This is a genomic window from Paenibacillus harenae (genome assembly GCF_030812415.1).
Lineage (GTDB): Bacteria > Bacillota > Bacilli > Paenibacillales > Paenibacillaceae > Pristimantibacillus > Pristimantibacillus harenae_A.
This window is the reverse complement of record NZ_JAUSST010000001.1, coordinates 167,376-191,533: the sequence shown is the minus strand read 5'-3', so window position 1 is coordinate 191,533 and position 24,158 is coordinate 167,376. Positions and strand designations below refer to the sequence as shown.

Here is a 24,158-nt window from a genome sequence, read left to right as displayed (position 1 = left end):
CCTGATTGGAGGCTATACGCGATGACCGACTTGAAAGCGCTTTATACGAATTTGCGAATTAAGCATAAGCTTTTTGTGCTTATATCGGTCATCATGGGTGTCGTTGCCGTTATTGGTGTCGTCGTTCAACAATATGCATTTGAATTTTATGATGAAGAGGTTTATCAGCAATCGTCGAAGGCACTGAGCTTATCGTCGCTCAGCATCGAGAACGAGCTTAAGAAGATGGAGAAGCTGTCTTTCATGATCATGACGGATCCGACATTGCAGGTTTATCTCCGATCGATTAAATCCGGCGGTTCCGATTACGATAATTATGTCGTCCGAACGAAGATCATGGAGCGAATGGTCAATATCGGCGCACTTGATAAATATATTCTTTCGACTCAGCTCTACGATGCGTTCGACAATGAGTATTTCGTCGGCACAAGCTCGATTACGATGTTCAAGAACCGTCTCGATCAGATCAAGGCCGAGACGAATCCGAACAAAGGGGGCAACACTTGGGTTGCACCCGATTCGACGGATAATGCTCTGATAGCGGCGCGAGAGATTCGTTCCTTCGAGCAACTGAAGCTAGATAATCTTGGGACGCTTGCCATTCGTATCAATATGGAAGCGTTGTTTAACGATTTTGCGAAGGGGATGCGGATTAATAGCTCCGATGCGCAGCTTATCATTATGCAGGACAACAAACCGATTTACCCGGACCCGGGTGCGACCGATTTTCCGATTAACCGTCTGCCAGGAATGGGCCAGGACAGCGGATACGAAACGATGAAGGTGAACGGCAAGCAATATTTTGTCACCTATATTGCCAGTACGTATACCGATTGGAATTATTATACGCTTATCCCGTTCGATGATATTTTCGAGCGCATCGTGAAGGTCAAGAGAACGATCATCGTGATTTTTGCCGTGTTGTTCCTATGCATTATTTTATTCTCGATCCGATTTGCCAACGGTATCATTAAGCCAATCGAACGTTTGAACGCGAAGATGAAGAAAGTGCAGTTAGGCAACTTCGAATATGCCGAGGAGCCCAACGAACGCGCGCTTGCAATGGACGAGGCGGGCCAGATGCATCGCAACTTCCGCATTATGGTTGAGCGAATAAACGAGCTGATCCATGAGAACTACGTGAAGCAGCTTACGATACGTGATACCGAGTTCAAGGCGCTCCAAGCGCAGATCAACCCGCACTTTCTATACAATACGCTGGAATCGATTAATTGGTCGGCCAAGCTGAGCAACCAGACGCATATTTCCCAAATGGTTGAAGCGCTCGGCTCGCTGCTTCGCACTTCGATCAATCTGAAAGAGCCGATTATTCCGCTTAGCAAGGAACTGGAAATCGTGAGTCATTATATTACGATCCAGAAATATCGGTTCGAGGAGCGGTTGGACTTCCATATCGACGTGCCGGAGCGGTTGTTGCATGGCTCGATTCCGAAGCTTTCGCTGCAGCCGATCGTCGAGAATGCGGTTAATTACGGGCTTGAACAGATGATTGATACTTGCTCCATTCGGATTCAGGCTTTTGATGAGAACGATAAACTGTTCATTTCGGTAACGGATAACGGTCCGGGCATGGAAGAACAGTTAGTCGCCAAGCTGCTAAGCGGCGAAGTGAAGACGAAGGGCTCCGGTCTCGGGCTCAAAAATATCGAGGACCGCATCAAGCTCTTATACGGCGATGCGTACGGCATACACGTAGAGAGTAAAGTAAACGGGGGCACGAAGGTTACCCTCATGCTTCCGTACGAATTGAGGGATCCGGATGTATAAAGTACTGCTGGTGGACGACGAACGAATTATCGTAGAAGGCATCTCCCGGACGATTAACTGGCATGCTCATCATATGGAGCTTATAGGTACGGCGCGCAACGGACTTGAAGCGTTAGCTTTTATTACGGACAATGAGCCGGACATTATCATCTCCGATATTAAAATGCCGGGTATGGATGGTTTGAAATTAGTCGAGAAAGTATACGAGCTGTACCCGCAAATCGCATTCATTCTGTTGTCGGGCTTCAGCGAATTCGATTATGCGCGAACGGCGATGCAATTCGGAGTGAAACATTACTTGCTCAAGCCATGCAATGAAAATACGATCATCCAAGCGTTAACCGAAGTGATCGGGCAGCTTGACGAGAGGCATTCGCAAGCGAACTTCATGGCGAATATTCAGCAAGAGCTTACGAAGGTGCTGCCGCATGCGAAAGAGCAGTTTCTGAAGGAGCTTGTTACGAACAAAACCTACGGCCAGCGCGATTGGGACGATTACGGCGAGCTGTTCCGCATTGAAATCGAGAATGACAGCGTACAGCTGCTGTTGTTCCAGATCGAAGGGAAGTTCGAGTTCGAGCATCTGTTCGCGATCAAAAACATTGCCGGCGATTATTTAAGCCATGCTACGGTATTGCTCAGCACGACCATCGGCAAGCATGTGCTGCTGCTAACCAAAGTGACGTCCGAAAGCAATTTGCTGTTCGATCGGCTGAAGCAAATCAAGCATACGTTTGCTTCTTATTACAAGCTTGATGCGACCATTGCAGTCAGCACTCCCGGTCCTATTACGGAAGCCCGCAGCATGTATCGCGAGACGCTGGAATGCTTGAACTACCAATTCTACTTGGGCGAAGGAAGCATTATCACGAGAAATGACATTGACGATGCGGCAGGCAAGGCGCAGACGACATTCATATATGACGATGAAAACCTGTGCATGCACATAAAGTCCGGCGATTGGGAGATTGCTAAGCAGGAGCTGGGCCAATTCTTCACGCAGCTGACGGAGCATCGCATGGATATGCATTTATCCAAATCGTATGTCATCCCTTTATATGTATCGATCGCGAGGCAAGGACAACCGGAACTGATTAACGAATATTTACAAAAAATAGCAAGCTTCGACAGCTTGAACACGTTTCGCATGATTGAACAATTCGTCACGGATAACGCAGAGCTCATCTGCATGACCAACTATAATCTGCATACGAAGAAACATTCCTTCATTATTCATAAAATGGTTCGCGTCATCGAAGAGCATATCTCGAATCCCGATCTGTCTTTGAACTGGGTGGCGAGCGAGATTCTATATATGAATGCCGACTATCTTGGCAAGCTGTTCAAGAAGGAGACGGGGGAGAAGTTCTCCAACTACGTCGTCAAGATGCGCGTGGAGCTGGCGATCAAGGAAATCGAAACGACAGGCGACGTGAAAGTTTTCGAGCTTGCGGAAAAGTTCGGCTTCGGCGATAATCCGCAATATTTCAGTCAGGTTTTCAAGAAACATACCGGCTTCACGCCATCGGAATACAAAAGGTCGCCTTGATGGCGACCTCTGTTTTTTTAACAAAGAAAGCGGTTTTTTGAATTCCGACAATTCGACATTCGTCCTATAATTAGCGATGTAGACAACATTAAGAGTTTGGAAGGGGCGTATCAAAAATGAAAGCTCGTCAAAAAATTCTTCTACTGCTCATGGCTTTCGCACTGGTGCTTGTAAGTGCTTGCGGAGGCAATAATTCGGGCAACTCAAACAGCAGCAACACGCCGGCCGCCACAAATGCGGCAACGAACGGAGACAAGGAACCGGATCCGGTCACGCTGCGAATCGCTTGGTGGGGCGGACAGCCTCGACACGATTACACAATGAAAGTTATTGAAATGTACAAATCGAAAAATCCGCATGTAACGATCGAAATGGAATACGCGAACTATGATGACTACTGGAAGAAGCTGGCGCCGCAAGCGGCTGCCAACGAGCTCCCGGACATTATCCAAATCGACACGCAAAACTATACCCAATACGCGGGCAGAAACCAGCTTGCTGATCTAACTCCTTACATCGGCAATCAAATCGACGTTTCAGACATTTCGCAGAATGCGATTGACGGCGGCAAGCTGGGCGACAAGCTGTATGGCATGAACCTTGGCGTGAACGCACTCGGCTTAAACTACGACCCGGCGCTGCTCAAGAAAGCCGGCATCGAATCCATTCCCGAGAACTGGACTTGGGATGACTACGTAGGCATGGCCGCTAAAGCGAAGGAAGCGGGATTGTTCTTCGACAGCGGCATGCGCGCCGAAGTATTCTTCGGCTACTACCTCCGTACGCTTGGCAAAACGTTGTTTAACGCCGAAGGTACAGGCCTTGGTTACGAAGATGACCAAATGTTCGTCGACTTCTTCGGCATGTTGTCCAAACTCGTTATCGACGGCGCAGTTCCATCGCCCGACGTACTTGCTCAGATAAAAGGCGCAGAAGACAGCCACCTTGTTCTAAACCAAGGCATCGGCGTATGGCAATGGTCCAATCAGTATGTAGGCTTGCAGCAAGTAGCTAACCGTCCGATGGCTCTGGCGCCAATGGTTGGTCCGGAAATGACGAAAGGCTTGTTCTTGAAGCCGTCGATGTTCTTCTCCGTATCGGAGAACTCGAAAGCGAAGGAAGAAGCGGCGAAGTTCATCAACTTCTTCGTTAACGATATCGAAGCGAACAAATTGATCCTTGGCGATCGCGGCGTTCCTGTATCGGCGAAGGTAAAAGAAGCGCTGAAAGAAGTTTCCTCCGAAGCTCAAATCCAAGTTTATGACTATGTGGCATGGGCAGAATCGAACAGCTCCCCAATGGATCCAGCAGATCCGATCGGTTCCGCGGAAGTGTTCAAATCGCTTACAAGCCTTGCTGAGCAAATGAACTACGACAAGATCAAGCCTGAAGAAGCAGCTAAGAAATTCAGAGACGAAGCTACCTCCATTCTCAAGAAAAACAAGTAATATTGCTTGAGTAGAAGCGATGGCTGGTCGACATGATCGGCCATCGCTTTCTCTCTCCTACTTGTACGTCAGATTCGATAGGAGTTGGATAATATGAAATCGCTGTCACTTAAAAACAACCTCATCGGCTATACCTTTATCGGGCCGTTCGTTATCGGATTTTTATTATTCACTTTGGTTCCTGCGCTTGCATCGTTATACTTTTCGGTCACGGATTACGACTTGTTATCGACGCCATCTTTCATCGGTATGGAAAACTATACGGAAATGTTCACCAACGATTCGAAGTTTTTTGCATCGCTAAAAGTTACGTTTCTGTACGTATTCATCGGCGTGCCGCTTCGTCTGGCATTCGCCTTGTTCGTCGCAATGATTCTGAACACAGCCTCGAAAGCAATCGGGCTATATCGGACGGTTTATTACTTGCCTTCCATTATCGGCGGCAGCGTTGCCGTATCGATCATGTGGCGCAATCTTTATGGCGACGAAGGAGTAATCAATCATTTTCTGAATATGCTCGGTTTAGATAGCGTCAGATGGTTCGCTGAACCGGCAGCAGCTCTTTGGATGCTCATCACGTTGTCGGTATGGCAATTCGGTTCTTCTATGCTTATTTTCCTGGCAGGTCTCAAGAACATCCCGGGAGAGCTGTACGAGGCTTCCAACGTAGACGGCGCCGGCCCGGTTATCCGTTTCTTCAAAATCACGCTGCCCATGCTTAGCCCGATTATTCTATTCAACACGATTATGCAGACGATCGGCGCATTCATGACATTCGTTCCGGCTTACATTATTTCCAAGGGCGAAGGCGGACCGCTTGACGGCACACTGCTGTACTCGCTGTACTTATTCCGCCAAGCTTTCGTTTACTTCGATATGGGTTATGCATCCGCAATGGCTTGGATCATGTTGATCATTATCGCGATTCTTACGGGTCTGCTGTTCTGGACGTCTAAGCGCTGGGTTCATTACGAGTCGAAAGGTGGCCATTAATCATGATGATCAAAAAACTGAAGTGGCCAATCTATCACATTTTTGTCGCAGCGTTAGCGGTAGGCATGGTTTATCCGGTGCTATGGCTGCTCATGAGTTCGTTCAAGGAAAGCAATCTGATCTTCGCGACCGCAGATTCGCTTATTCCACAGCCATGGATATGGGAAAATTACAAAATCGGCTGGATCGGCATTGCAGGTCAATCGTTCGGGACGTTCATTATGAACTCGCTCGAGATCGTCGTTATTTCCACGATCGGCGCCGTATTGTCATCGGCATTCATCGCATTCGGATTTGCGCGCTTGAATTTCGTCGGGAAGTCGTTCTGGTTCGGCATTATGATGGTAACGCTGATGCTGCCGCATGACGTCGTACTCGTCCCGCAATACATTTTGTTCGCGAAGATGGAATGGCTGAACTCGATCAAACCGATCGTCATACCGCAATACTTCGGAATTCCGTTCTTTATTTTCCTGCTCATTCAGTTCATTAGGACCATTCCGACCGAGCTGGACGAGGCGGCAACGATCGATGGCTGCGGCAAGTTTCGTTTGTTCTTCCGCATCATTTTGCCGCTGGTCGTGCCTGCGCTTGCGACGGCTTCGATCTTCTCGTTCTACTGGCGCTGGGAGGACCTGCTTGGACCGGTTCTTTACCTGAATCGTCCAAGCCTGTATCCGGTATCGATGGGTCTAAAAATGTTCCTCGACAGCGATACGGTATCGAACTGGGGCGCGATGTTCGCGATGTCGATCGTCAGCTTGCTGCCCGTGCTTGCAATCTTCTTCGCTTTCCAGAAGTACATCGTGGAAGGCATCAGTACGAGCGGACTAAAATAACGTATAGGAAAATCAACAACATATAGGAGAGAGGAAGATGGAAATGCCGCAACTTCAATATGACGAAAACCATATTAAAGACGTCATCGACCGTGTCGTTGACCGGACGTTCCGCATGGATTTTAGTTGGGATTGGCCGGGCGGCGTCGCCTTCTATGGGGTTGCCGAAGCTTATGAAGCAACGGGCAATGAGCGATATATCAAGCTACTCCGGGAGTGGGTAGACGAGAAGCTCGAGGACGGATTGCCTAGGTTGACGATCAACGGCGTATCCATCGGCCATGCGCTGATCTCGCTCTACAAAGCGACGGATGAGCAGCGTTACTTGGATGTTGCGATCCAGATGGCGGAATATTTGAAAAATGACGCGGTTCGATTCGCGGACGGTATTTTCCAGCATACGGTTAATTCCGAGACGTACAACTTCCCCGAGCAAGCTTGGGTAGACACGATGATGATGGCTGGCTACTTCCTCGTTCGGATGGGGCATCTGTTGAACCGCAACGATTACTTGGAGGATGGCATCAAGCAGTACCATGGTCATGAACTTTTTTTGCAAGATCCGGTATCCAACCTGTATTATCATGGCTGGGACAACATCGCGCAGAACCATATGTCGGGTATCTTCTGGGCGCGCGGCAACTCATGGGCGGCATTGACAATGGCGAAGGCTCTTCCGCTGATTGCTGTACAACACCCTGCATTCATGATTATCGAAGGCTCGATGCGCGATCAGCTTAGCACGCTCGTTCGCTTGCAGGCCGATAACGGGCTGTGGCACACCGTGCTTACCGACAATACGTCCTATTGCGAAACCTCCGGCTCGGCCGGCATCGCAACCGGCTTGTTCGCATTCGGTTCGCTCTACAACAAATATATACAGAAGTCGATCGACGGCATATTGAGCCAAATTACGGAGGACGGCAGCGTAATGAACGTATCTGCGGGTACCGCTGTCATGAACGACCAACAGGGCTACAAGGACGTTGCGCATAAGCGCGTTCAAGGCTGGGGTCAAGGACTTGCGCTTGCGTTCCTCTCGGAGCTTCTTCGTTCGAAGAAATACGTCTATTAAAAGCTTGATGACATGTTCACTCCTATGCTAAATTAGGTGTAACAAAATAAGCGGGACCAGGGAAAGCATCCCGATCCGCCTGTGATTGAACAGGCGGCATCGGGATGCTTTTTTTGTTACATTAAAGAGGAGATGCGATAACGATGCATAGAGACGAACATGAACAAGGGTGGCAGCGAGGGCGAATGATTGGCGATCGGTATCAGATCGATCGTTTGATCGGACAAGGCGGCATGGGTGTCGTTTATTCCGTACTGGATAGAAAGCTGAACGGCATAAGAAGAGCGCTTAAAGTAGTTAAGGGAGCGGGTGCGGGCAGCGGATTGTACACGGAAGCAGCGACGCTCATGCGGCTCAATCATCCTCATTTGCCGGTTATATTCGATTACTTCCGGCTGGAAGAGCAAGGGGAAGAAGCGTTTGTGATGGACTTTATCGAGGGGCATACGCTATCGGAGCTGCTATCCGACCCATTAACCACCCTTACATTCGAAGAACTCGTCCGGATCGGCATGCAGCTATGTTCGGCGCTTGCCTATTTGCATAAACAACCGAGGCCGATTATTCATCGCGATCTAAAACCCTCCAATATTATGATCGATTACGGCGGCAATGTGAAGGTCATTGACTTCGGCATCTCGCGCACCTTCAAGGCGGGGCAGCTGCAGGATACGATTCAGCTCGGAACTTTGCAATTCGCGGCGCCCGAGCAGCTTGCTTTGAAGCAAAGCGATGAACGAACGGACATATACGGACTAGGTATGCTGCTCTATTATATGGCTAGCGGAGGCAGTATTTACATTACCCAGCAGGGGCAGTCGATTCGGAAGCTGCTGAAAGGCAGATCTTCCCTTCCGTTCATCGTTATTTTGGAGCGAATGCTGCAGATGAACCCGTCATATCGATATGCTTCGATGGTTGAAGTTGAGCATGCGTTGAAAGCATTGATCAATGATAGCCGCGGGCGTACGGCATCGGATAGTCAAGCGGTGGCGCTTGCCGGTATGAGACAACGAATGCTGGTAAGCATTATTTCTTTGCATGCCGGGGCAGGCGCGACCTTCCTTACTCCGCTTATCGCGGAGATGCTCCAAGGTCTGGCAACGGCGAAGACTGTCGCGGCGATTGAGCAGCCCCGTCATGAACCGGAATGGCGGCAAAGTCTACATGAAGAAATACGTTGGAATGCAACTGCAACGGGCATAATCAAAGATCGGCAAAGTTATTTGCACGGTTACGAAGAAGGTCGTTCCATACATTGGTACGCGGTTAACCATGAAGATGAAGCAGGGACTAGGCAGGGCGATCCAAGTGAAGCGCTTGAGGATTTGCTCAGGCGCAGCGACGAGTCGATTACGCTGATCGATTTCTCCAGCGATTGGGAGCAAGCGGATAGCTATTATTGGCTAACCAAATCCCGGTATGTCATCGTAGTTGCGGACCCGTTCGTAGCCAAGTGGCAAGCTGGAAAGATGCGCAAGCTGAGGATATTATCCGAGGAACTTAAGCATAAAGGGATGGAACTGGTCTGGATTGCGAATAAGGACGTACGCTTCATTTGCAGACAGGATTGGTTAAGGCTGTTTCCCGACCGTCCGGTTGCAACGATTCCTTTATTGCCGAATGATGCCTTGTTGAATATATTGTGGAGCGGCAAGCGAATGACGGACCATTTTTCCGTAGGCAAACAGCTTAAAGAGGCGCTTAAGCCTATTATTGCGCTGCTCGCCAATGAAAATAACGCAAAATCGCATTAATTGTGGTACACTTATACGGATTATTTGAAGCAATGGCCGATGCCAATGCCGATCAAATCGAACAAGCATGAATGGAGTAAATACAAACATGAGTTTATTAACAGTAGAGCAATTATCACATACCTTTGGCGATCGAACGTTGTTTAGGAACGTCTCGTTCAGACTGCTGGCAGGCGAGCATGTAGGGCTTGTAGGCGCGAACGGAACGGGCAAATCAACGATGATGAATATATTGACCGGCAAGCTCCTGAAGGACGACGGCAAGGTGGAATGGACGCCGCGGGTTCGTTACGGATATTTGGATCAGCATACGCTGTTAACGCCGGGCAAAACGATCCGCGACGTATTGAAGGACGCCTTTCTACCGATGCTCGTCCTAGAGCAGGAGATGAACCAAATTGCAGAGCAAATGGCAGATGCCGACGAGGACACGCTTGAGCAGCTTCTTAACCGGATGGGAGAAATTCAGGAGGAGCTGGAGATCGGCGACTTCTATCTGATCGACGTGAAGGTCGATGAGATGGCGAACGGTCTAGGTCTTGGCGCAATTGGTCTTGATCGCGACGTAGCGGCGCTTAGCGGCGGACAACGTACGAAGGTGCTGCTGGCCAAGCTGCTTCTTGAGAAGCCGTCCGTATTGCTGCTTGACGAACCGACCAACTACTTGGACGAAGAGCATATTAACTGGCTGACGAACTATCTGAGAAACTACCCGTACGCCTTTATTCTTATCTCTCATGAAACGGGATTTATGAACAATGTCACCAATGTCATTTATCATCTGGAGTTTGCGAAGCTGACGCGTTATACGGCCAACTACGAGAAGTTTCTGGAGATGGCCGATCTGAACAAGGCGCAGCATATCGATGCCTACGAGAAGCAGCAGGATTACATTAAGAAGCAAGAAGATTTTATTCAGAAAAATAAGGCAAGAGCTTCGACCTCGGGCCGCGCTAAGAGCCGGGAGAAGCAGCTTGACAAGATAGATCGCATCGATCGGCCGGAGGAAGCGGCGAAGCCGACCTTTAATTTCAAGGAAGCAAGAACGAGCGGTAAAGTCGTATTCGAAGCGGAAAATATGGTCATCGGCTATAATCGGCCCCTTCTGCCAAATATGGATATGCTCATCGAACGCGGCGACAAGATCGCGATCGTCGGCTGCAACGGCGTCGGAAAGTCGACACTGCTGAAGACGATTCTTGGCGTCATTCCACCGCTTGACGGAAGGCTATATCGCGGCGATTATTTAAGTCCGGCCTACTTCGAGCAGGAATCGAAGGCGCCGACAATGACGCCGCTTGACGATGTTTGGAACGAGTTCTCGTTCATGAATCAGCATGAAGTGAGAGCGGCGCTTGCGAGGTGCGGCCTCAAGAATGAGCATATTACGCGTGCACTGAATCAGCTCAGCGGCGGGGAGCAGGCGAAGGTGCGTCTATGCAAACTGATGATGCATGAAAGCAATTGGATTTTGTTCGACGAACCGACGAACCACTTGGACGTCATTGCGAAGGCCGAACTGAAGCGAGCGCTTAAAGCTTATAAGGGTACGGTCGTGCTCGTCTCCCATGAACCTGAGTTTTACGAGGATTGGGTAACGAAAACATGGGACGTTGAAGCTTGGTCGATGGAGTCCTAAGGGCCGCTTGCTTTTGTGAAACGGCTTCATTATGATGAAATTAAGATTAGGGTTCAAGTCGCCATAGCTTTATACGGCTATGTATTATAGACGAACGATTATGAAAACGACCACTGGAAGCAGGTGAACTACAATATGAAAGAGCGTATTCTTGTCGTTGAAGACGAAGCGGGCATTGCCCGTATTTTGCAGCTAGAGCTGGAGCACGAGGGTTACACTGTAGGAACGGCGGCCGATGGGCGTACAGGCTATGAGATGGCGTCTTCGGGTGAATGGGAGCTGGTTCTTCTTGATGTGATGCTGCCCGAAATGAGCGGGATCGAGGTGCTCAGGCTTGTCAGACAGGCCGGAAATCCGGTGCCGATTATTTTGCTGACCGCTCGCGATACCGTGCCGGACAAGGTAAGCGGCTTCGAGCATGGAGCTAACGATTATATAACGAAACCTTTTGCCATGGAAGAGCTGCTTGCCCGCGTGCGCAATATTTTGCGCATCTTCCAACAGTATCCGAAGGAAGCGGAAGGCTCTGACATGATTAAAGTCGGCGATCTTACGATTGAGCTCCGTACGCGCAAAGTGTTCCGGAAGGACATCGTGATCGAGCTCACGCCTCGCGAATTCGAGCTGCTCGTTTATTTGGTGGAGAATAAGAACGAAGAGAAATCGCGCGAAGATATTTTGTCCGAAGTATGGGGCTATGATTTTATCGGCGAAACGAACCTCGTTGACGTCTATATCCGTTATTTGCGGCAAAAACTTGATAAAGGGTATCGCCACAAGCTGATCCATACGGTTCGCGGCGTCGGTTATATGGTTAAGGAGCCCGATGCATGACGCTGCGCAAACGATTCACGCTGTTTACGATTTTTTGGTTAATTTTCATTCTGATTCTGTTTAATATATTCGTCTATTTCTATGTCATTAAGATTACGACCGAAAGCGAAGAAGAAGTGATCGCCAACAAGGTCAATCTGATGCTGGAAAATCCGCGAATACAGAGCGGCAGGGGACTTAATTCGGCCGACCTTCTCAATGAATATTATAATGTCAATGAAATGATCCGCATTATTTTGCCGAATAACCGGGTCGTCAATATAACCGGATCCGATCAAGTGCTTCTGGAACTTCCGGCCGCCTTCGAGATGTATACGCATACGGGCATGATTACGAAGGGCGGCGAGCGCATTCTGTTCATGCGCGTACCGCTGTACGACGGCGATCGCGTCATTGCGATGCTTGAGGTTAACCGCATATTGGACGAGCTCGACAATTATTTGCAGGTGCTCGTCGCTGCGCTCAGCGTAACGAGCGGCGGTGCGATTCTATTCGCGATCTTCGGTACGTACTGGTTTACGTCCCGATTAACGGCGCCGATTCAGCAGATGGTCAATACGATGCGGGAAATCGACCGGAGCGGGAAGCTAAGGAAGATCGAGCTAAGCAATCGGGAGGAATCCGCGGAGCTCCTGCAGCTCGTCAGGGCATTTAATCAGATGATTGAACGGCTCGATCGTACGTTCGCCCGACAGAAGCAGTTCGTGGCCGACGCTTCTCATGAATTGAAGACGCCGCTGACGGTCATTAGCAGCTATGCGGGGATGCTGAAGCGGTGGGGCCGCGATGACGAGAACGTGCGCAACGAAGCGATCGAAGCGATCGACAAGGAGGCGAACCGTCTCCAAACGTTGACGAAGTCGATGCTGATGCTCGCCGAGGCCGAGCAAGAAGACTGGCTGAAGCAGGAAAACTTCGACGTCGTCCAGGTGGTGGACGAGCTCGCGACGATGCTGCAGACGACGTTCCAGCGGCCGATCCGGGTTAAGGCATTGTCCAAGGTTGTCCGCATGGTCGGGGATAAGGATAAGATCAGACAATTGCTCGTTATTTTACTGGATAATGCGATCAAATATTCGAAGGATCCGATCGAAGTTTCAGTCACCCTTGTCAAGCATATCGTAAAGATCGAAGTGAAAGATAAAGGAATCGGCATTCCGGAAAACGAAATTCCGCATCTGTTCGAGCGATTCTACCGCGTAGACGGAGCAAGAAGCCGCACGACGGGCGGCGTAGGACTTGGTTTATCCATTGCCAAGCGGATCGTCGATTTGCATGAAGGCAAGGTTGACGTGTTCAGCTTGCCCGATCTCGGAACGACGATTACGATTCAATTCAAACAGCGTAGATAGATGCAGCCTATTATCATTAGGGCATTTCGTTATATGCAAGGGAATGCGGGGAGAGGTGGAAGTAACATGAAATTCCGTACGGCTGCCGTTCAATATCGATTAGAGGATATTCTTAGCTTTGAACAATTCGCGGAGCAGGTGACCCATTATGTTCGCAATGCATCGGAATACGGGGCGGAGTTCATTTTATTCCCCGAATTTATGACAACGCAATTGTTGTCTATTCCGGGCGCGGACGGCAAGCCGCAGCCGATCGGTCAGCTGCCTTCCTATACCGATTCCTACATAGGGCTGTTTCGCATGCTGGCGGCAGAATACGAAGTGTATATAATCGGAGGAACGCATGTTGTGGAAGCGGCCGAAGGCAAGCTTCGCAATGCGGCGCATTTGTTCCATCCGGACGGGAAAGTCGATGTGCAGCACAAGATTCATTTGACGCCAACGGAAGTCAGCGAATGGGGCATGTCCCCGGGCGACGGACTTGAAGTGTTCGAAACGAAATTCGGTACGATCGCAATGCTTACTTGTTATGACATCGAGTTTCCCGAGATCGTGCGGATGGCGCGTGCCAAGGGCGCGGACGTCATCTTCTGTCCGTCCTGTACGGACGACAGGCATGGCTTCTATCGCGTTCGTTACTGTTGCCATGCGCGGGCGGTTGAGAATCAAGTGTATATCGTGGCAGCCGGCACTGTCGGATCGCTTCGCAGAGTAGACTTCATGCGCGCCAATTATGGACAAGCGGTTGTTATCGCGCCTAACGATATCCCGTTCCCGCCGGCGGGCATCCTGTCTGAGGGCGTGATCAACGACGATATGCTCATCGTTGCCGACCTTGACCTGTCTTTGCTGGAGGATGTAAGGGCTGCCGGTTCTGTCACGACTTGGCGCGATCGGCGCACCGATTTGTATCCCGATTGGAAATAATCGCTGACGGGATAATGGGGAGGCGATGGATTGAATAAGCAATTGTACATCTTTACGGAAGGCAAGCCGAATCGGACAACGATTCGCAATTACGGTCATGAGGACTTTGAGTCGCTTATCGGTGTACAGCGGCTAAGCTTCCCTCCACCCTTTCCCGAGGAGCTTCTCTGGAACAAGGAGCAGCTTGCCGAGCATGTCGACAGGTTTCCAGGCGGAGCTCTATGTGCCGAAGCCGATGGACGAATAATCGCATCCATGACGGGACTCATTGTCCATATGGACAGCTACGGTCATATCCACGATTGGGCAACGATTACAGATGACGGATACATACGCAATCACAATCCGAACGGAGATACGCTCTATGTTGTCGATCTATGCGTGATCCCCGAGTATCGCAAGTCGGGTATCGGCAAATGGCTCATGCAATCGATGTATGAGACGGTAGTAGAGCTTGGACTAGCGAGGCTGCTTGGCGGAGGAAGAATGCCGGGATTTGCCGCCAAAGCTCATGAAGCAACGCCTGAGCAATATCTGGAGCGGGTTATTCGGGGCGAATGGAACGATCCGGTTATTTCGTTCCTGCTTCGCTGCGGGAGAATGCCGGTAGGCGTCGCTCATCGCTACTTGGAGGACGAACAGTCTCATAACTGCGCTGCCATAATGGAGTGGCGCAATCCATTTCATATTTAAGGAGAGATGCTGTCATTATGCTTATCTATCACCGCATTACATCCATTGAGGATCGTTATTTTAAAAAGCTGCACGAACTGCTGCGGACGATATTCCCGCCGGAAGAAGTGCTTGAATACGAACTATGGCGCGAGCCGCTCGAAGATCCTTCTATACACGTGTACGCGGCGCTGCACGGGGAAGACGTTGTCGGCTCAACCGAATATCGTTATTACCCGAAGCTTCGTGTAGCGATGACCGATTTCACGATTATCGGTCGTCCTTCAATGGGCATCGGACGTTTCTTGTATCGCAAACGCGAAGCGGATCTGCAGCGGCTTGCCGAGCAATCCGGCACAACGTCGATCGGCATGTTCGCCGAGGTATACGACCCGTACCGCGCAGGCGCGCATGAATTCGGCGGCATATCGCCAATGAATCCGATCGTAAGACGCGAAGTGCTGTCGCATATCGGATATATGCGCATGAACTTCCCGTATGTGCATCCTTCATGGGATCATGAGGGCAAAGCCGTATCGGAGCTTGATCTATGCTTCCTGCCGCAAGACGAGTCGCTCGATGCAATCGATGCAGCTCTTGTCGCGCAGTTTCTTGAAGGTTACTATGCAGCGCTCCCCAATAAGCCGCAGGAATGGCTGGATATGATGGCCAAGCTTCGCGAAGCGGATAAGGTGGAACTTCTGCCGCTATGACGAAGCTGATATTCAGAGGTACGGGCGACGCGATGGGCGTTCCCCGCGTCTATTGCGAGTGTCCGGTTTGCGAAGAAGCGAGGACGACGCTAGTGAATAAGCGTTACCGTTCTTCCTTGCAGATCGTGGACGAGATTGCAGGCAAGATCTTTATCGATTGCGGGCCTGATTGGGCGAAGCAAATGGAAGCGGCATTAACGCGCAATGTCGATGCGATACTTATAACGCACGCGCACTTTGACCATATCGGCGGCCTCGTCGAATGGGCGGATGCATGCCGTTGGCTCGGGAAGAAGGGGATCGCTTATTCGCCAACGGAAGTTACCGCGGAAATTTTGGCTCGCTTTCCTTGGCTGCCTGGCCATATTGAGTTCCGTCCTTTCGATGCACCGATCACAATCGGCAACTGGCATGTCCGTTCCTGGCGTGTCAATCACGGGAAGAACGGCTATTCCTACGCATTCCGCTTCGATCATAAGGAGTCAGGCGTTGCCTGGGCGTATTGTTCGGATTCGATCGGCTTGTCCGAACATGAGCAAGAGCCTCTCTATGGCCTTGATATGCTTATCTTTGGTACAAGCTTCTATGAAGAGCCATTTGCCTATGACACAAGATCCGTATACGATGTGACGGAGGCGCTTGCTCTCATTCAGAAGTGGAAGCCGCGGACAACCTACTTCACCCATATGTCTCATGATATCGATCTGCGTCATTCGTATCCGCTGCCTGACGGTGTTTCATTCGCTTACACGGGCTTAGAGCTTGAAGTCTGAGGCACCGCCTTGTCAGTGTAGAGGCAGATCGTTACGTGCCCCTTGACAGAGGAGCTTGTTTTTATGTAAAGTTATTGTATAACATGCCTTTAGGCTATTCACGTTTTCATCGCATGAAATGGCGATGTTTATGGAAAAGGGGAAATTTTAATGATTACCGGTGTTCTTAACTCCTAAATTGGATAAGGTCAGATGCACGACAAGTCTTGTTTCGCATGTCAGCTCAGCTGTATGCGCAGGGCTCTATTTCGTCATCTGCCGCCATGAGTTAAGAACATGAGGATTTCCGCCTGAATGCATTCGACAGCGGCCCATCACCGTGCTCTAGCAGCACGGTTTTTTTATGCAGATCTATTCGAATAAGCAATCGTAGCGTTGTTTAGCCTACGGTGAATGACTGATTCGTCTGCATATGGGCTAAGTCGATTAATGATGACAGGAATGGAACGCGCCCGCGTTCTGTTCCTGTCTTTTTTTATAACCAAAAGGAGGCTTATAAACAATGAATGAAGCAACATTGAAACGGTTGGAGTACGACAAAATTAAGGAGCAAGTGATCGGTTATACGGTATCTGCCGCAGGCAAAGCGCTAGCCGAGCGCATGCAGCCGAGCACCGAGCAGCGCCGAGTCGAAGCATGGCTGCAGGAGACGGCCGAGGCAAGCGACCTTCTTGCAAGCGGCGCAAGCATTCCGCTTTCGGCAATGGAAGGGATAGAGCCTTTCATGGCATTGCTGGGCAAGGGGCGCATCTATAATGAGGCCGAGCTAGATCAATTGGCCGTATGGCTCACATCGGTCGCCCAGATGAAGAAATATATGAACAGCAAGAGGCATATCGCCCCGACGATAGCCGCCTACGCGGATTCGATGTTCGATTGTCCGGAGCTCAGAGAGGAGCTTGCCCGCTGTATCCGCTACGGACTGCTGACCGATCAGGCCAGTCCTGATCTGGCTTATATTCGCAGACATATTTATGCGGCGGAAGACAAGATCCAGCGCAAGCTGGAGCAGACGCTTAGCAAATACAAGTCGGCCTTGCAGGAACCGATCGTGAGCAGGCGACGGGATCGGTACGTCATACCGGTTAAACGCGAATTAAGAAAGCAAGTGCCCGGTACGGTGTGGGATGAATCGTCAAGCGGCCAGACGCTGTTCGTTGAGCCGAATGACGTATCCGATCTGCAGCAGGAATTGGGACAGTGGAAGGCAGAGGAGGATCGAGAGCGGACGATCGTGTTGTCCGCGCTATCGGAACAGGCGGAGGCATACGCTTATGAGCTTAAACGCAATGTCGAGGCCATGGCCTCCTTCGACTTTATTACGGCAAGGGCGAAGCAGTCGAGATCGATTGCAGGCAAGCGGATCAAGTTGTCGGATAAACCTGTTATACGACTCATTGACGCACGTCACCCGTTACTCGGCGCGAGCTCCGTGCCTCTAGGCGCGGAGCTCGGCTTCGGCTGGAAGCAGCTTATTATTACCGGACCTAACACCGGCGGCAAAACGGTAACGTTGAAGACGATCGGGCTGTTCGTCCTCATGATCCAATCCGGGCTGCTCGTCCCAGCGGATGAAGGAAGCGAGATTGGCATTTTCCGTCATGTCGTTGCCGATGTCGGCGACGGTCAAAGTCTGGAGCAGTCGCTCAGCACGTTCTCTTCCCATATTACCGTGCTCGGCGAGATGCTCAAATGCGCCGCGCCTCGATCGTTATTGCTGCTCGATGAGCTCGCCGCAGGCACGGATCCGACAGAAGGGATCGCGCTGTCTATCGCTGTACTCGAGGAACTGCTAGCCAGCGGAGCGCTGGCTGCAGCCACGACGCATTTTAACGAGATCAAATCTTTCGCATCGGTCACGCCTGGCTGCCAGAACGGCAAAATGGCCTTCGACTCCGAAACGCTGCAGCCGTTGTACCGCCTTGAAATCGGAGAGTCGGGCGAAAGCCATGCCTTTGCAATTGCCAGACGGTTCGGACTGCCGGAGAAAGTGATGAAACGGGCCGAGGTGCTGTTAGCTTCGAAGGGAACTGCCCGTCAAGAACGAAGAGATGACTTTATTCCGGGGCTTCGAGAGACGCTTCAGAGGGATACAAACAATAACACTGCTATATCTAAGCCGAATGCAGCCCAAGAGAAAGGGAAGCCGCCTGAAATAGCATCAGACAAACCTGCAGCACAAGCTTTTCAACAAGGAGACGCAGTATGGATTTATCCGCTTAAACGGGCGGGCGTCGTCTTCCGTCCCGCTGACGAGAGGGGAGAAGTTATCGTTCAGGTGCAAGGGAAGAAGCTTGCTTTCAATCATAAGCGGTTAAGGCTCTATATCGCGAAGGAGAAGCTGTATCCGGGTGATCAATACGATATGGACATTGTGTTCGATACGAAAGAAAATCGGAAAGCAAGGCATCAGATGAACCGTAAGCACGTGGAGGGTCTTACGATTATTACTCCGGCAGAGGATAATAAGTAGCGGGATGAGAGGGGCATTACTAAAGGATGGGGGAGCTATTCTCCCCCAATGCCTTATTAATCGCGACTCTGGATGATGAGCAGCTTACCCTCGCTGAATGAGAGAACGCCGGTTTCCTCCAGAAGCACATTGCTGATCCCTAGCGACATGCCGATCGTGAGTTTCGCTTCCTCCAGCGGATATTGAAATCCGCGCAGCGTAATGCCGGCGACTTCCATCGTTAACGGCAATAGCGATACGTTCGGGAAGTTTCTTTTATGAATCGTTGTAACCGCCGATGCGAGGAAGATCATGTTGTGCTGATCGATAATCGATGCATGAATGCCAATCTCCTCGGCAAGGGACAGCAAATGCACATTCGCCAGCGAATGGTCGAATCTGGTTCCGAGTGCGCCAAGCATTACGATTTCTTGCGGCTTCAAATCGAGCGCGAGCCTGAACGCCATTTCGGTATCGGTAAAATCTTTATCGATCGGGTCGCATGCAATCGTCTGCAAGCTTTGCTCTCTGATTAAAATTAAATCCGCATCGCTGACGGAGTCGAAGTCGCCGATGGCTATATCCGGACGAAAACCTTGTTGAACGAGAAACTTTGCTCCGCTATCCGCGCCGATCAATAAATCGCCTTCGGCAATATGCTCAAGCGCCCATTCTCCGAGCTTGCCGCCTGTAAAAATGATGATCCGATGGGTCATCCCGCTCTTCCTTTCCTTTTTATGCTTGAATACGTACATTATAGGTCCGTTTCCTAGTATATCGCTATATGCTGCGCAAAATCGACTGAAAATTGTACGCCTTATACCGATAAGTCGGATAAAAGGCGAAATTTGTCGTTGCACAAGCGTTGAGGCACAGCTAAAATGGGGAAGGAAACTACCGATCATCATTCGGTGCAATGAACGGGAAGCGAGGCGTATAGCGGTGGATATGGATATTTTCGGCATATTCAGCATCATTGGCACGATTGCGTTCGCAGTCAGCGGCGCGATTGTCGCAATGGAGGAGGAATACGACATCTTAGGCGTATTCGTACTTGGATTGGTGACGGCCTTCGGTGGAGGGGTCGTCCGCAATTTGCTGATTGGCATGCCGGTTACGGCAATATGGAATCAAGGCTCATTGCTTAAGATCGCGATCATAGCGATGACGATCGCTTTCCTGCTGCCGGTGAAGTGGATTCAGCATTGGCGGAAGAGCGAGGCTTTCTTCGATGCGATCGGCTTGTCGGCCTTTGCGATACAAGGCGCATTATATGCTACGCAGATGAAGCACCCTCTTAGCGCAGTGCTTGTCGCGGCCATGTTAACGGGTATCGGCGGAGGGATTATTCGGGACGTCCTTGCGGGACGCAAACCTCTCGTGCTCAAGGATGAAATCTATGCGGTATGGGCGATGCTCGCAGGGCTTGCGATCGGGCTGGGCTGGTTTAAGTCGACTTTTGAACTATTGTTATTATTCGTCATTATTATTTCGTTCCGGATGCTGTCCGTTTTTTTCAAATGGAAGCTGCCGCGCCGTTCGCTTAAGACGGGTGTAATGGAGAAAGGAGGTTTTTCATGAAAGCGCAAGTCCTGTTTGTATGTTTAGGCAACATTTGCAGGTCTCCAATGGCCGAAGCGGTCATGAGGCATCATGTGAAGGAAGCCGGGTTCGATAGCGTGATTGACGTCGATTCAGCGGGAACCGGCGATTGGCATGTCGGTCATCCGCCGCATGAGGGGACGAGGAAGCAGTTGGACGATCATCATATCTCGTATGAGGGCATGAGAGCGCGCCTCGTGAACGACAACGACTTTGAGCAGTTTGATTATATCGTCTGCATGGACAATAACAATATTCGGGATGTTAGAGATTTGCTGGAGCGCTCAGGGATGAGAGGCGATGCCCGCAAACAAATATTCACATTCATGGAGCTGCTGCCGGAACTCGGCATCGCCGATGTACCCGATCCTTATTACAGCGGCAACTTCGACTACGTTTATGAGTTAGTGGAGGCGGGCTGCCGCCAATTGCTGCTTAAGATCAAGTCCGATCTCTCTCTATAGATGAAACTCGAATAAATGCTCGCTGTCGTAAATGACAGCGAGCATTTTCCTATGTTTGCGAGCTTATTCTACCTCGATAAAATAACAGAGCGCCTGACCGACTTCCTTCTGCCAAAAGCCCCATTGATGCTTGCCGTCTTTCTCTTCGTAAGAAAAGGTTGCTTGTTTCGATTCCAGCAGCGCTTTCGCATTGCGGTTCAGCGCAACAAAATCATATACGCCGCGATCCGTCTCATAGGCGGTCTCCTGCAAGCCGACGATCATATAGATGGACAACCAGCTAAGATCGGTCTCATTGGCGATTAAGCTTTGGGAATAAGCGTAAAATGCACCGGATAACGAGATAACTTTGGTGAACAGGTGAGGGTAGTTAAGCGCAAGATGGAGCGACACCGTTCCTCCAAGCGAATCTCCAGCCAGGATGCGGGATGCCGGATCCCGTCTTGCGGCGAACCTCTCTTCGATGAATGGAACTAGCTCTTCCGCGAAGAAAGCCGTATAAGCTGAAAAGCGTTCGCCGTCCGGCGAGTACTCCGCGGTGCGCTGCTTCTTGTCTACATCGACGCCTACAATAATGAACGGCTCAAGACCTTCGTCGAGGATGAGCTGGGTAGACGTTGTCGCAATGCGCCCGAAGTTGAAAAAATCTTCGCCGTCCTGGCAATAGACGACGGGGTAGCTAAGCAGCTCGTTGTAACCGGGGGGGAGGAAGATGCGCAGATTGCGCCCTTGCTCGGGCAAATACCTGCTTGCTACCGTTTCTTTCACAATCGTTCTCTTCAAATAACGTTCATCAGTCATCGTACTAATGGCCTCCTTAGGGTTCGTCTAGCAATCTATTGTTGGGCGATCCGTCCTGTACGGGCGGCAACCGTCGTTGGCCGTTTGAATGGAATGCAGCCGTTGTGGGTAAACAATAGTAAGGTAAACATAGGTGAATCGTCTATTCCCGTTCTGTTGTATTATTCTGTTACAGTCAAATTAATAATCTGTAGCATATACAATTCCTTAACAGAATGATGATAATTAGCGAAAAAACAACGGTTTTTTTGTTTTTTGCTTTGACCATTTTCGTTAAACAGGTTTATAATAATTCTATAACAGAGGTAAACGATTTTCAAATATTTCAATTGAGGTGAGCGTTCAAAATGAGCAAATTGCCATACGAAGTTCAAACGGAACCGGTAACGCCGCTATCCGTGCTGTCACTCGAAGGAGAAGTTATTGACGAAAGCTTGCTTCCTGACTTGACGGATGAGCAGCTTAAAGAAGTTATGTACCGCATGGTATTCACCCGTGCGTGGGATGAGCGCGCCGTTAACCTTGGCCGCCAAGGCCGGATCGGTTTCTATGCTCCGGTATCCGGACAAGAAGCTTCGATGATCGGCAGCGAGTACGCGCTTAATAAAGACGACTTTATTTGCCCGGGCTACCGCGATATGCCGCAATTGGTATGGCATGGCTTGCCATTGTACCAAGCTTTCCTATATTCCCGCGGACATCAGCACGGCGGACAAATTCCGCAAGACGTGCACGTTCTTATGCCGCAAATCATTATCGGAGCTCAAGTATTGCACGCAACCGGCGTTGCAATGGCGTTTAAGAAAAAGAACGAGAAGCGCGTAGCGATTACGTATACGGGCGACGGCGGTTCGTCGGAAGGCGACTTCTACGAAGGCCTTAACTTCGCGGGTATTTTCAAGCTTCCTGCGATTTATGTCGTTCAAAACAACGGTTATGCGATTACGACTCCTTTCGCTAAGCAAACGGCTGCCTTGTCGGTTGCCCACAAAGCGGTTGCCGCCGGCATCAAGGGCGTACAAGTAGACGGCATGGACGTGCTTGCCGTTATTAAAGCAGTGAAAGAGGCGGCTGAACGCGGACGCAACGGCGAAGGCGCAACGCTCATCGAAATGCTTACGTACCGTTTCCGTCCGCACTCGATGTCCGATGACGCGACGAAATACCGTACGAAGGAAGAAGAAGCGGAATGGGCACTGAAAGATCCTCTCGTTCGCTTCGGCAAATATTTGGAGAAAAAAGGTCTTTGGACCGATGAAGATACGGCTCGAGTGAAAGAAGAAGCGAAAGCAACGGTTAACGAGCATATCAAGAAAGCGGAAGCCGTCGAGAAGATGACCGTTTCAGGCCTCATCGATACGATGTTCGAAACGACGCCGCAGCATCTTGAAGAGCAAAAAGCCGATTTTCAATAGAAGAGGAGGATCAGACGACCATGGCTCAAATGAATATGTTGGAAGCGATTCGCGACGCGATGCGCACAGAACTTAAACGTGATTCGAACGTTGTCATCTTTGGCGAGGACGTTGGTAATGTCGGCGGTGTATTCCGCGTAACGGAAGGATTGCAGGGAGAATTCGGAGAAGATCGCGTATTCGATACGCCGCTCGCGGAATCCGCAATCGCAGGTATGGCAGTAGGGATGGGTCTGCAGGGCTTCCGTCCGATTGCCGAGATTCAATTCGTTGGCTTCATCTTTGAAGCGCTTGATCAAATGTTCATCCAAGCGGCTCGTATGCGTTACCGTTCAGGCGGCCGTTACAACTCGCCGATCGTGTTCCGTACGCCATTCGGCGGCGGCGTTAAAGCGGCTGAGCTGCATACCGATTCCCTTGAAGGGCTCGCCATTCAAACGCCAGGCATCAAAGTTATTATTCCTTCGAACCCCTATGATGCGAAGGGACTTATGATTTCCGCGATCCGCGACAACGATCCGGTATTCTTCATGGAGCACTTGAATTTATACCGTGCATTCAAACAAGAGGTTCCTGAGGGCGAATATACAATCGAGATCGGCAAAGCGAATGTTGTCCGCGAAGGCAGCGACGTAACGATCATTGCTTACGGCATGATGGTTCATACCGCTGCTAAGGCAGCTGAAGAGCTTGAGAAGTCTGGCGTAAAGGCAGAAGTTATCGACCTTCGCACGCTGCTTCCGCTTGATATCGATACGATCGTTGCATCGATACAGAAGACGAACCGTGCAATCGTCGTGCAAGAAGCGCAGAAGACTTCCGGCGCTGCGGCGGAGATTATTGCGCAAATCAACGAAAAAGCGATTTTGCACCTGGAAGCGCCAGTGCTTCGGGTTGCCGGACCGGATACGGTATATCCGTTCGCGCAAGTAGAAGACGCTTGGCTTCCTACAACGGGACGCGTCGTAGCGGCCGTTCAGAAAGTGCTGAACTTTTAATACAATCATCCCTCTAGGATGAACTCGGAATAGTAAGCGAAGCAAGTTTGACTTTGAGGAGGATGCG

At 50.3% G+C, this 24,158-nt stretch carries 21 protein-coding genes; 19 read left to right on the top strand and 2 right to left on the bottom strand.

Annotated elements, in window-relative coordinates:
* Positions 1-21: 21 nt before the first annotated feature.
* The 15 genes from J2T14_RS00845 (at position 22) to J2T14_RS00775 (ending at position 18,832) form a co-directional block, all read left to right on the top strand.
* Positions 22-1,788 (top strand): sensor histidine kinase, encoded by a 1,767-nt coding sequence (locus J2T14_RS00845; protein ID WP_307466840.1) that lies wholly within the window; start codon positions 22-24, stop codon positions 1,786-1,788.
* On the top strand, positions 1,781-3,337 hold the full coding sequence (locus J2T14_RS00840; RefSeq protein WP_307466838.1) for a response regulator transcription factor: 1,557 nt from the start codon (positions 1,781-1,783) through the stop codon (positions 3,335-3,337). Before J2T14_RS00845 ends, J2T14_RS00840 begins: the two co-directional genes overlap by 8 nt.
* Positions 3,338-3,453: 116 nt before the next feature.
* Entirely contained in the window at positions 3,454-4,785 is a 1,332-nt protein-coding gene (locus J2T14_RS00835) for an ABC transporter substrate-binding protein (RefSeq protein WP_307466834.1), read from the top strand.
* 93 nt (positions 4,786-4,878) lie between these two features.
* The gene (locus tag J2T14_RS00830; RefSeq protein ID WP_307466831.1) at positions 4,879-5,778 is read left to right on the top strand and encodes a carbohydrate ABC transporter permease; all 900 of its coding nucleotides are present in this window, start codon (positions 4,879-4,881) and stop codon (positions 5,776-5,778) included.
* 2 nt (positions 5,779-5,780) lie between these two features.
* Positions 5,781-6,617, top strand: a complete 837-nt coding sequence (locus J2T14_RS00825; RefSeq protein WP_307201285.1) for a carbohydrate ABC transporter permease — start codon at positions 5,781-5,783, stop codon at positions 6,615-6,617.
* 43 nt (positions 6,618-6,660) lie between these two features.
* Positions 6,661-7,692, top strand: a complete 1,032-nt coding sequence (locus tag J2T14_RS00820) for a glycoside hydrolase family 88/105 protein (protein WP_307468555.1) — start codon at positions 6,661-6,663, stop codon at positions 7,690-7,692.
* A gap of 143 nt (positions 7,693-7,835) precedes the next feature.
* Positions 7,836-9,449, top strand: a complete 1,614-nt coding sequence (locus tag J2T14_RS00815; RefSeq protein ID WP_307466828.1) for a serine/threonine protein kinase — start codon at positions 7,836-7,838, stop codon at positions 9,447-9,449.
* Between the two features lie 88 nt (positions 9,450-9,537).
* Positions 9,538-11,088 carry an ABC-F family ATP-binding cassette domain-containing protein gene (locus J2T14_RS00810; RefSeq protein ID WP_307201280.1) on the top strand — a complete coding sequence of 517 codons (1,551 nt, stop codon included), beginning with the start codon at positions 9,538-9,540 and terminating at the stop codon, positions 11,086-11,088.
* A gap of 135 nt (positions 11,089-11,223) precedes the next feature.
* Positions 11,224-11,922: a response regulator transcription factor gene (locus J2T14_RS00805; protein ID WP_307201278.1), complete on the top strand. Its 699-nt coding sequence runs from the start codon at positions 11,224-11,226 to the stop codon at positions 11,920-11,922.
* Positions 11,919-13,274, top strand: coding sequence for a sensor histidine kinase (locus J2T14_RS00800; RefSeq protein WP_307201276.1), 1,356 nt, complete (start codon positions 11,919-11,921; stop codon positions 13,272-13,274). The genes J2T14_RS00805 and J2T14_RS00800 overlap by 4 nt, the downstream gene beginning before the upstream one ends.
* A 66-nt stretch (positions 13,275-13,340) precedes the next feature.
* The gene (locus J2T14_RS00795) at positions 13,341-14,201 is read left to right on the top strand and encodes a carbon-nitrogen hydrolase family protein (protein ID WP_307466824.1); all 861 of its coding nucleotides are present in this window, start codon (positions 13,341-13,343) and stop codon (positions 14,199-14,201) included.
* Positions 14,202-14,231: 30 nt separating this feature from the next.
* On the top strand, positions 14,232-14,894 hold the full coding sequence (locus J2T14_RS00790) for a GNAT family N-acetyltransferase (RefSeq protein WP_307466821.1): 663 nt from the start codon (positions 14,232-14,234) through the stop codon (positions 14,892-14,894).
* 17 nt (positions 14,895-14,911) lie between these two features.
* A complete protein-coding gene (locus tag J2T14_RS00785) occupies positions 14,912-15,586 on the top strand; it encodes a GNAT family N-acetyltransferase (RefSeq protein WP_307466817.1) in 675 nt (224 codons plus the stop codon).
* Positions 15,583-16,359 carry an MBL fold metallo-hydrolase gene (locus tag J2T14_RS00780; protein WP_307466815.1) on the top strand — a complete coding sequence of 259 codons (777 nt, stop codon included), beginning with the start codon at positions 15,583-15,585 and terminating at the stop codon, positions 16,357-16,359. Before J2T14_RS00785 ends, J2T14_RS00780 begins: the two co-directional genes overlap by 4 nt.
* A gap of 502 nt (positions 16,360-16,861) precedes the next feature.
* Positions 16,862-18,832, top strand: coding sequence for an endonuclease MutS2 (locus J2T14_RS00775; RefSeq protein ID WP_307466812.1), 1,971 nt, complete (start codon positions 16,862-16,864; stop codon positions 18,830-18,832).
* Between the two features lie 56 nt (positions 18,833-18,888).
* Here the strand turns inward: J2T14_RS00775 and J2T14_RS00770 are convergent, their stop codons facing one another.
* Positions 18,889-19,527 (bottom strand): thiamine diphosphokinase, encoded by a 639-nt coding sequence (locus tag J2T14_RS00770; RefSeq protein ID WP_307201264.1) that lies wholly within the window; start codon positions 19,525-19,527, stop codon positions 18,889-18,891.
* Positions 19,528-19,759: 232 nt separating this feature from the next.
* On the opposite strand from J2T14_RS00770, the gene J2T14_RS00765 reads away from it, so the two are divergent.
* Positions 19,760-20,392 carry a trimeric intracellular cation channel family protein gene (locus tag J2T14_RS00765; protein WP_307202312.1) on the top strand — a complete coding sequence of 211 codons (633 nt, stop codon included), beginning with the start codon at positions 19,760-19,762 and terminating at the stop codon, positions 20,390-20,392.
* Positions 20,389-20,877 (top strand): low molecular weight protein-tyrosine-phosphatase, encoded by a 489-nt coding sequence (locus J2T14_RS00760; protein ID WP_307466809.1) that lies wholly within the window; start codon positions 20,389-20,391, stop codon positions 20,875-20,877. Before J2T14_RS00765 ends, J2T14_RS00760 begins: the two co-directional genes overlap by 4 nt.
* Positions 20,878-20,940: 63 nt before the next feature.
* Here J2T14_RS00760 and J2T14_RS00755 read toward each other — a convergent pair whose 3' ends face one another.
* Complete coding sequence (locus J2T14_RS00755) at positions 20,941-21,678, bottom strand: alpha/beta hydrolase (protein WP_307466807.1); 738 nt, start codon at positions 21,676-21,678, stop codon at positions 20,941-20,943.
* Positions 21,679-22,025: 347 nt separating this feature from the next.
* On the opposite strand from J2T14_RS00755, the gene pdhA reads away from it, so the two are divergent.
* Both pdhA and J2T14_RS00745 read left to right on the top strand, forming a co-directional pair.
* Positions 22,026-23,093, top strand: coding sequence for a pyruvate dehydrogenase (acetyl-transferring) E1 component subunit alpha (gene pdhA / locus J2T14_RS00750; RefSeq protein WP_307201259.1), 1,068 nt, complete (start codon positions 22,026-22,028; stop codon positions 23,091-23,093).
* Between the two features lie 20 nt (positions 23,094-23,113).
* Positions 23,114-24,091 (top strand): alpha-ketoacid dehydrogenase subunit beta, encoded by a 978-nt coding sequence (locus tag J2T14_RS00745; protein WP_307466805.1) that lies wholly within the window; start codon positions 23,114-23,116, stop codon positions 24,089-24,091.
* Positions 24,092-24,158: the final 67 nt, after the last annotated feature.